The organism is Bradyrhizobium sp. (assembly GCF_017881085.1).
GTDB lineage: Bacteria > Pseudomonadota > Alphaproteobacteria > Rhizobiales > Xanthobacteraceae > Bradyrhizobium.
The window spans coordinates 1-9249 of sequence record NZ_JADGRI010000220.1 but is presented as its reverse complement, the minus strand read 5'-3'; the positions used below and the strand labels follow the sequence as shown (position 1 = coordinate 9249).

Below are 9249 nucleotides of genomic sequence, written 5' to 3'. Positions count from 1 at the left end.
GGTCGCCGGCCGCCCGATGCCCATGAAGGCTTCATAGGCGGGTTCACCGGCGACCAGCGCGATATCGAGTTCGCCCTTCTCCAGCAGCGGAATGTTCTCATTGCTGCCCTTGGTGTTGCGCGGCTGGATGGAAAGCGAAGGGTCCGCCGCGTTCATGATTTCGGCAAAGGCGTTGCCGTACAGCGGAAAGCCGCCGCCCGGCGTCGCGGTGCCCAGGCTGATCGTGGTGGTTGAAATGGCGTTGCCTCCATCTTGCGCCGCAGCGCCGCCCGCCAGCAGGAGAACGGCGGCACAAGCGATACAATCGAGGTTCATGTTCGGCCCCGCAACGCTGACGACGAATATTCGCGCAAGTGAGGTTGTAGGCAAAGCCCGGGTTTTGTGAAAGCATGGATGTAACGGGCGTGAAAAGCCCCGGTCTGTCGCCGGTCAGTTCGACAGTCACGAAAAAATGTTGGGGAGACTATGATCGCATTTGCGCGTGCAGGTCTGTTCGGCCTGGCCTGTCTGGCGAGCCTTGCCAGCGCCATCCCGTCATCATCCGCTGCCGGCTATCCGGACCGCCCGGTGCGCTGGCTGATCGGTTTTCCCGCCGGCGGCCCGGTCGACACCGTGGCACGCATCATGAGCCAGGCGCTGTCGGAGCATCTCGGCCAGCAGTTCGTGGTCGAGAACCGCGCCGGCTCCGGCGGCAACATCGCGACCGAGGCCGGGATCAACGCGACGCCCGACGGCTATACGCTGATGTTCAGCGGCGCCAACAACGCAATCTCGGCGTCGCTCTACAAGAAACTGCCGTTCGATTTCATCCGCGATACCGTGCCGGTCGCGTTCTTCGCAGAGGTGCCCAACCTGCTGGTGGTGTCGAACGCCCTGCCGGTCAAGACGGTCCAGGAGCTGATCGACTACTGCAAGCAAAATCCCGGCAAGCTGTCCTACGCCTCGTCGGGCAACGGCACCACGCTCCACATGTCGGCGGAACTGTTCAAGGCGATGACCAAGTGCGACATGCTGCACGTGCCCTATCGCGGATCGGCGGCCGCCTTTCCCGACGTCATCTCCAACAAGGTGCAGCTGATCTTTGACAATTTGCCGACCGCGATGGCGCAGGCGCAGAGCGGCAGCGTGCGCGCGCTGGGCGTCACCTCGCCGCAGCGCTGGCCCAGCCTGCCCGACGTTCCAGCGGTCGCCGAAACCGTCCCGGGTTATGAGGCGTTTGTGTTCTACGGCCTGTCCGCGCCGAAAGGCACCCCGCCGGAAATCGTCAAGACCCTGAACAAGGCGGTGAACGAGGTGCTGAAGGATCCGAAGGTGATCGCCCGGTTCGCGACCCTCGGCGGCGTCCCGCAGCCGATGACGCCTGCGGGCTACGGCAAGCTGATCGCCGACGAAACCGAAAAATGGCGCAAGGTGGTCGCGTTCGCCGGCGTGTCGGTGGAATAAGACATGCTCGGCAAGAACAAATACAGCAATCAATAGAAAACAACGGAAAACCCCATGATCGCCTTTTTGCGCGTCGCCTGTTTCAGCCTCGCCTGTCTTTCAAGTCTCGCAGCCGGTATCGCGCCGTCCTCCGCCGCCGACACCTATCCCAACCGCCCGGTGCGCTGGCTGATCGGGTTCGCCGCCGGCGGCCCGGTCGACATCGTGGCGCGCATCATGAGCCAGTGGCTGTCGGAACACATGGGCCAGCAGTTCGTGGTGGAAAACCGCGCCGGCTCCGGCGGCAATATCGCAGCCGCCGCCGCGATCAATTCGCCTGCGGACGGCTACACGCTGTTGTTCGTCGCGCCGAACAACGCGATCTCGACCTCACTCTACAAGCATCTGTCCTACGATTTCATCCGCGACACCGTGCCGGTCGCGAGCATCATGCAGCTCACCAACATGCTGGTGGTCGCCAACGCCATGCCGGTGAAGACCGTCCAGGAATTCATCGACTACTGCAAGGCCAATCCGGGCAAGATCTCCTATGCCTCTTCGGGCAGCGGCACTTCGGTGCACATGTCGGCCGAACTGTTCAAGGCGATGACCAAATGCGAGATGGTGCATGTGCCCTATCGCGGATCGGCGATCGCCTTTCCCGACATCATCTCCAACAAGGTGCAGCTGATCTTCGACAATCTGCCCTCGGCGCTGGAACAGTCGCGTTCCGGCACGGTGCGCGCGCTCGGCGTAACCTCGCCGCAGCGCTGGCCGGGCGTGCCCGATGTTCCCGCCATCGCCGAAACCGTGCCGGGTTTCGAATCGGTCGGCTTCTACGGCATCTCCGCGCCCAAGGGCACGCCGCCCGAAATCGTCGATGCCCTCAACAAGGCGGTCGGCGAGGCGCTGAAAGATCCCAAGCTGGTCGAACGGCTCTCCGCCGTCGGCGGCATCCCCAAGCCGATGACCCCGGCCGAATTCGGCAAGCTGATCGCGGACGAGACCGAGAAGTGGCGCAAGGTGGTCGAATTCGCCGGGGTTTCGGTGGATTGAGCGGCGGCATTGCCGGATCGCGGCCGTCCCTGTAAACGGTGCCGGCACCGTTGCCGGCCGCCTCGCGGGGGCCGCTCGCGGCGGGGCCTGTAGCTCAATGGTTAGAGCCGGCCGCTCATAACGGTCTGGTTGCAGGTTCGAGTCCTGCCGGGCCCACCAATGATTTCAAAGGCGGCCTCTGTCCGCTTCGCTTTCTCCTCAACCAACGAAACAACCAACGCTACCTTTTTCGCGGCTGGCCGTGATCCGATGGCGTCTGGATCGATACTAACGTTCTCACCCTTCGCGGCAACGATGTGAAGTCCGCTGGGAGCGGCAACCGAGTCGGCCTGTCTCGCAACCGCGTTTTGCAAATAGCCATCACAGCAGTACGTCGCATCGGGAACGTATCGACCACCTTTCGCACGGGAGCCATTGACTCAACCGGGGTGTGAGCGTCGGATGGGGCGTCATTTCAGTGGGGACCGGGAATGCCCTGTGCGAGAGGCAAATGTCCACCTTCGCACCCACAGTAAGTAAGAACTGGCGTGTTTCAGCCGCGTCCGCGATGTCCAAATACGGACTGGTCGCGGTGCAATTCTTTGCGCTCCTGCTCGCCTTGAAAATCAACCGAAAGATCGAGTGGCTCGCGCCATCACTTTGGATATTGTTTCCAATTTCACTTTCGGCGGCATTGGCTCGCGCGAAATATGATGACGCTGCTAAGCCGGTAGTGAAGCTGTGGAAGCTGATCGGATTTCTCTCGGCGGTATATTCGTTGATCCACTACCCACTGATTCCAGCCGCAGAGGGTATGCATGGCCGACACGTCCTGTTTCTCGCTCTCTGGATATCGTCTATCGCCGCTGGTGCCCTTTGCTTTCGATTCCCGAACCTCGCAATAATCCCACCAGCATTCTTATTATGGAGCATAAACGAAGCGCAGATCATTACCGGATTGGCGATCATAGTAAACATCGATGTGGCGCCATTAACGGCAGTCTCGATGTGCATTGGTCTAGGCCTACGACCAATGCTCCCGACGATATAGCGCTCGGACTTCCGATGCTCCCAAATTTGTCGGGTTATTGTTTCTGCTCGCCGTTGCGGTGCATTTGGCAAATTATTTCTGGTCTTTCGTCGCCAAACTCCAACTCGACAACGCCCCGTTGCTTTGGCTGACAGAGAATAACCCTGCTGCACTTTTTCTGGTCGCTCTCGATGATGACCACATTCTATTTTCCGCTTATCCATTCATCGTCGAATGGATCTACCGGATCATGGATCAAACGCACCTAATCGCCAACTTCTTCATACTAGTCATTCAGGGTACGGCGCTGCTCGCGATATTCTTGCCCAAACGTTTACTGGTTCTCCTGCTGATCGCCTTTGATCTTATGCATGTTTCACTGATTGTCGTCGGAGGATTGAACTTTTGGCCGTGGATCATGCTGAACTTATTAATCGCCTATGTCGTTATAAAGACCCCGATTTCAGACAGTGTTCTGGTCAAATTAGCTGCTACTGCATTTATCGTTGTCGCTCCGCGATTTGTTTCAATAACCCAGCTCGGGTGGCTGGACTCCTCCGCAAACAACAAACTGAGCTTCGAAGCGATCGACAAGAATGGGAAACGCTACCGGGTGCCAACAAACTTTTTCACGTTTTATTCTTATCCGTTGGGTCACATGGATTACGGCCTGCCTGACCCGCGCATTGGTTTCGAAGTCGGCTCACCGAACGGTGGGGTGTACACCAAGGGATTGCTCGAAGCAGGACGGTCGTGTGACATGGCAGCACTGGAGCGTCGGCCAGAAATGTTTCCGTTCAAGTCCGAACCACTCGCGGTATTTATCAGGAACTATCATCACGCAGCACTGTCGTTTTATCGAGCGCTTGGAGCGTTTCCTTATGACCTATACCCTCATCATTTCTACGTTCCACTCTCCACGGGAGCCGATTTTAGGCGGCTAAATAAAAGCGATATTGTCGCCTATATTTACAAGCAAGAGACCGTATGCCTTTCCTTCTCTGGAGGGCACCCTCAACGCAAACTCATTGCGTCAACGGAATATCGAATTGATGTTGACGCCGACCGATAGCTCAGGGACCTTCATCATCTACGACGGTGACTGCCCTTTTTGTCGCGGTTATGTATCCCTCATGAAGCTGCGCGAGGCGGTGGGGAAGGTTAACCTGGTTGACGCGAGGGTCGGCGGCTCGCCAGTTGTAGATATGCTCAACGCCAAAGGTTACGACCTCAACGAGGGCATGGCAGTAATATTTGGAGATAAAGTCTATTACGGAAACGACGCCGTTGTGTTCATTTCGTCGATGACAAACTCTCTACCACTTACGTCGAAGCTCTTGGCCATACTGCTGCGAAACAAATCCCGCGCGGCGCTAATCTATCCGATCATGAAACTCGGACGATGGGTGACGCTTCGAGTGCTCGGTATTCCTTGTTTGCCGCAAGGCGCCGGCGGAAAACCGCGGCGAGAAGGTTTTGTGGACTGAACGCAGCGACGGAGCACGCGGACGTACCCCAGTTCGCTCCCGCGTGAGACGTATCATGTCCAAATAAACCGGTGGAAGTGCCTGCCATAACCCTCCGGTCGATTTTCTCAGGTTCCCGATCGTTGACGCGTTCGACGATTGGCGCTGCCGGTCGCTTTTGGGTCGTGACTGGCTTTTGCATCCCTCCCCTCCGGGCTCATAGAACCGGTCGAGCGGCGACACCACCTCGCCCAGCCTTACTTACACGTCGCCGCGATCGTGCCTCAGTCGGGGCGCCAGCGGCGGACGAAACGGTGTAGGAGTCCGTCGTAGTAATGTTGCTTTGCCGTTCGGCGGCTGCGACCGGAGTTCCGCTCCCGTGCGTAGTGGCAGGAACCACTGTCGATAGGCTCCATGTCGTGGTCGTATTACCGCCCCAGTCGGCCGATGCCACCGTGACGCAGCCCGCGCGGTGACCTGAAAGCAAGCACCGCCCCACCGCGTTGAAGGTCGAACGCCCAACTACCGGCTGTCGCTCACGCACTGATCCACAATACTCTTGTCCACAGCCGACAACTGTTTGTAGTCCAACCCGTCCTTTTCTTGATTGGCGATGGAAGCGTAGCTGCGGAAATAGGTGCCAACAGGCAGCTTCTGCGAAAGGCACTGACAAAGCGACCGGTTCGCAATGCCAATAACGCATTGGAGTTGCTTCCGACGCTTTATCGCATCGACGGCATGCAACGCTCGCTCAAACTCACTAACGCTGTCCAAATCTCGAAGTGACTGTTGGGACAGCGCGTCAGATGAAAAGACCGCGGCAAGAATCATAATAACAAGGAGCCGTCTAACCATCTTGGTCTTCCCATTCGGCAGCTTACCCCTACCTCGCAACAGCGCTCAATTGTTTTGAAGCTAGACTAAGTGCTGAGATTTCTACCGAATTCCTGAACGAGTGAAAGTGAACTGGCCTCTTAAAGGCCAACCAACTTTAAAACCAACGCTACGCCGCAACCGAACGTGAACAAGCGCGATTGAAGCTTACGCTATTCGTCAATGTTTTCAGGGTCTGCCGGGTCTGGTTGCAGGTTCGAGTCCTGCCGGGCCCACCGACCCGTTTGCGAAGCGAGCGAGGTTGCCGCGCCGAAGCCCAGCGCGCAGGCAGACCGCTGGGCGCAAGCTACCGCAAGTCCGGATGGATCGGAAAGCAGCTACGGCTCCAGATTAACGAGCCGGCACAATATCCAGACCTCGACGCGGCGGTTCGCGGCGCGCCCATCCGGGTTGTCGCGGCCGTTCGGCTTCGTGTTCGGCTTGACCTCCTTCGTCCAGGCTGAAACCATCGAGCGGGGTGAAACGTATCAGCAGTGTCCATGGAGCCTCCTGATGCGCGCCGTCGCCCTGCTCACCGCACTCCTGCTCGCCTTGGCCTCGCCCACCTTCGCCGGCGACGCCGTCGCCGCCGCGCAAAGCGTCATCCGCTCACAGGAACAGGCGTTCAGCCGCGACGATGCCGCCGCGGCCTATTCCTATGCGGCGCCCGCGATCCACGAGATGTTCCCGCAGGCGGACATCTTCATGGCGATGGTCCGGAACAGCTACGCCCCGGTCTATCGCCACAAGAGTCTTGAATTTGGCGAGGCGCGGGTGGAAGGCGACTGGATCGCGCAGCGCGTCCACATCGTCGACGAAAACGGCGAGGCCTGGGAGGCGCTCTATACGCTGGAGCGCGAGCCCCGCGGCACTTTCAAGATCACCGGCTGCTCGCTGCTGAAGGCCGGCCAGGCGGCATGAGGGCCGCAAGGCCGCCTTGGCACAAGCTTCGCCGCCATATCCGCCGCGCACATTGAGCAAGGTCAAGGCCGCCAATCAGAGAGGTGGTGAGATAGCGGTAACAACGATAGGAGCCAAAAATGGATGCATCCATCCGCGCGCAGATTCTCGGACTGCTCGATGAACACCGCATTATGTCACTGGCTACGCTCCGTCCCGACGGCTGGCCACAGGCCACCACGGTCGGATACGTCAGCGATGGCCTGACGCTCTATTTCCTGTGCGGAAAGGACAGCCAGAAGGCCAGGAATCTGGCGCGGGACAATCGCGTCTCGTTGACGATCGACCGCGATACCAGCGATCCCCTCGGCATTCGCGGGCTCTCGATGGCGGCCAAAGCAACCGTGGTCCCCGACCAGGCGCAGATCAAGCAGGCCATACGAAAGATGCTCCCGAAGAAATATCCTGAATACGGAAGCATGATGGAGACGGAGGACCTGAGCTCGGTCGTTGTTTTCAAGGTAACGCCGGAAGTGATTTCCGTGCTCGATTACAGCAAGGGCTTTGGGCATTGCGAGCTTGTGACGCTGGAAGCGGCCGACCGCGCGGCGGCTTGACGGGCAGCCGCTCTTCTCGAAGCCTCACGCCAGCGCCAGACGCGAGCGCGCCCGCAGCAGCAACCCCACCATGATGGTGATGTTGAGCGCGTTCCAGCCGAGCCCATTGATGAACGCCGCGCCGTAGGAGCCGGTCGCATCGAAGATCACGCCGGACACCCAGCCGCCAAAGGACATGCCGACCACCGAGGCGAGGATCACGATGCCGACGCGGGTCGCCGCCTCGCTCGCCGGCATCGATTCGCGCACGATGATGGCGTAGCTCGGCACGATGCCGCCCTGGAACAGGCCGAACATCGCCGAGATGATGTAGAGCGAGGAGAGACTGTCGAAGAACAGATAGAACAGGAGCGCAAAGCCCTGCGCCACCGAACCGATCAGAAGCGTGCGGATACCGCCGATCTTGTCGGCGAGATAGCCCGAGCCGATGCGGCTGACGATACCGAACGCCATCATCAAGGACAGCATCTCGGCGCCGTGCACGGGGCCGTAGCCGAGGTCGCCGCAATAGGCGACGATGTGGACCTGCGGCATCGCCATCGCCACGCAGCAGGCAATGCTGGCGATGCACAACAGCGCCGTCAGCGTATTGGTCGAAAGCGCAAGATCGACCCGCGGCGGCGGCGCGTTGGCGTGATCGCGCAGCTTCTCGCCGCCGATCTGGGCGCGCAGCACGAGCAGCAGCAGCGTCATGGCCAGCGCGCAGAAAATGCCGGTGGCGATATGGGTGGTTCGCCAGCCGACGGATTGAATTCCCCAGGTGATCAGCGGCGGCCAGATCGTGCCGGCAATATAATTGCCGCTGGCGACAATGGTGACGGCGAGCCCGCGATAGCGCTCGAACCAGTGCGAGACTTCCGCCATCAGCGGCGCGAAGGTCGCGGAGGTGCCCAGCCCAATCAGGAAATAAACCGCATTGAATTGCCACAGCGTGGTGGAAAGCCCCGCCAGGATGTAGGCCGAGCCGAGGAAGCCGATGCTGAGCGCCATCGCAGCCACGATGCCGAAGCGGTCGGTGATCCGTCCGGTCGCGACGCCGCCGAGGCCAAAACCGATCATGGTGAGGGTAAAGGCCAGCGATACCGCGCCGCGCGTCGCGCCGAATTCAGCCTGCACCACCGGCAGCGCGACCACGACCGACCACATGCCGACGCTGCCGATCGATCCGATCGCCAGTGCCAGCGCCAGCCGCACCCAGGCCAGACGGGAGTCCGGGGCGAAATGGGCCGAATCTCTGGGATCGGAGGGGGCGTGCACGACGCGCAACTTCAACGCGTCATGGCGCGAGGTCAAGCAACATTGCCGCGATGTTAGGCATGCGGAATGCACTGCAGCATGGACAAATCCGTCAGTCCGGGACGATGCGGCGGCATCGAAGCCGGAATTTCGCAATAGTCGGATCGAGATTCCGCGTTCGCGGCTCGCGCGGCGCCCGGAATGATGGGTTAGGCCGCCCGTTAACCCTTTCCTAACCATAAACCGGGCAAAAATTGCCCAGTGAAGAAGTCGAGTGTCGTCAGCCGCGTAAAACGGGGGAGTACCCGTGGACGCCAGTGCGGTGCCTCACTTTCGAAACGGTGGCCCTTCGGCCGCCGCGCAGACGTTTGGCGCCCGCAACCGGCATATGCGGGGGGAAGCAGCAACGATGGTGGATGTCACGGCAGGTCAGGGCGCGGGGACGCTGCGGACCGGATTTCCGAGCTTAGGCGAGATCGGCACCATCCTGAAGCGCGGCGATCTCGCGCTGGCATTCGGCATCCTCACCATCCTGGTGGTGCTGATCCTCCCATTGCCCTCCATCATTCTCGATCTCTTCCTCGCGATCTCGATCACGCTGTCGATCCTGATCCTGATGACCTCGCTGTTCATCCAGGCGCCGCTGGAATTCTCCTCGTTCCCGACCATC

At 60.0% G+C, this 9249-nt stretch carries 11 protein-coding genes and 1 tRNA gene; 9 read left to right on the top strand and 3 right to left on the bottom strand.

The genetic code is table 11. The features are described from left to right. On the bottom strand, window positions 1–315 hold a 315-nt coding region (locus tag QZ213_RS19320; protein WP_291687698.1), incomplete at its 3' end, for a TAXI family TRAP transporter solute-binding subunit. 150 nt (window positions 316–465) lie between these two features. Between QZ213_RS19320 and QZ213_RS19315 the strand changes: the two genes are divergently transcribed. The 6 genes from QZ213_RS19315 (at window position 466) to QZ213_RS19290 (ending at window position 4974) form a co-directional block, all read left to right on the top strand. Further along, window positions 466–1443 (top strand): tripartite tricarboxylate transporter substrate binding protein, encoded by a 978-nt coding sequence (locus QZ213_RS19315; protein ID WP_291687697.1) that lies wholly within the window; start codon window positions 466–468, stop codon window positions 1441–1443. A gap of 54 nt (window positions 1444–1497) precedes the next feature. Continuing rightward, complete coding sequence (locus tag QZ213_RS19310) at window positions 1498–2478, top strand: tripartite tricarboxylate transporter substrate binding protein (protein WP_291687696.1); 981 nt, start codon at window positions 1498–1500, stop codon at window positions 2476–2478. An 83-nt stretch (window positions 2479–2561) separates the two neighbouring features. After that, a tRNA-Ile gene (locus QZ213_RS19305) sits at window positions 2562–2637 on the top strand. Window positions 2638–2968: 331 nt separating this feature from the next. After that, complete coding sequence (locus QZ213_RS19300) at window positions 2969–3508, top strand: hypothetical protein (protein WP_291687695.1); 540 nt, start codon at window positions 2969–2971, stop codon at window positions 3506–3508. Between the two features lie 37 nt (window positions 3509–3545). Continuing rightward, window positions 3546–4559 (top strand): hypothetical protein, encoded by a 1014-nt coding sequence (locus tag QZ213_RS19295; RefSeq protein ID WP_291687694.1) that lies wholly within the window; start codon window positions 3546–3548, stop codon window positions 4557–4559. Further along, window positions 4540–4974, top strand: a complete 435-nt coding sequence (locus QZ213_RS19290) for a DCC1-like thiol-disulfide oxidoreductase family protein (RefSeq protein ID WP_291687693.1) — start codon at window positions 4540–4542, stop codon at window positions 4972–4974. The genes QZ213_RS19295 and QZ213_RS19290 overlap by 20 nt, the downstream gene beginning before the upstream one ends. 501 nt (window positions 4975–5475) lie before the next feature. Here QZ213_RS19290 and QZ213_RS19285 read toward each other — a convergent pair. Further along, window positions 5476–5808, bottom strand: a complete 333-nt coding sequence (locus QZ213_RS19285; RefSeq protein ID WP_291687692.1) for a hypothetical protein — start codon at window positions 5806–5808, stop codon at window positions 5476–5478. Window positions 5809–6339: 531 nt separating this feature from the next. Between QZ213_RS19285 and QZ213_RS19280 the strand changes: the two genes are divergently transcribed. Together QZ213_RS19280 and QZ213_RS19275 are read left to right on the top strand one after the other, a co-directional pair. Continuing rightward, window positions 6340–6747 carry a DUF4864 domain-containing protein gene (locus tag QZ213_RS19280; RefSeq protein ID WP_291687691.1) on the top strand — a complete coding sequence of 136 codons (408 nt, stop codon included), beginning with the start codon at window positions 6340–6342 and terminating at the stop codon, window positions 6745–6747. Window positions 6748–6866: 119 nt separating this feature from the next. After that, window positions 6867–7343: a pyridoxamine 5'-phosphate oxidase family protein gene (locus QZ213_RS19275; RefSeq protein ID WP_291687690.1), complete on the top strand. Its 477-nt coding sequence runs from the start codon at window positions 6867–6869 to the stop codon at window positions 7341–7343. Window positions 7344–7367: 24 nt separating this feature from the next. On the opposite strand, the gene QZ213_RS19270 is transcribed toward QZ213_RS19275, so the two are convergent. Beyond that, complete coding sequence (locus tag QZ213_RS19270; RefSeq protein ID WP_291687699.1) at window positions 7368–8600, bottom strand: MFS transporter; 1233 nt, start codon at window positions 8598–8600, stop codon at window positions 7368–7370. Window positions 8601–8988: 388 nt separating this feature from the next. Between QZ213_RS19270 and QZ213_RS19265 the strand changes: the two genes are divergently transcribed. Further along, window positions 8989–9249, top strand: a 261-nt coding sequence (locus QZ213_RS19265; protein WP_291687689.1) for an FHIPEP family type III secretion protein, incomplete at its 3' end; no start/stop codon positions are given.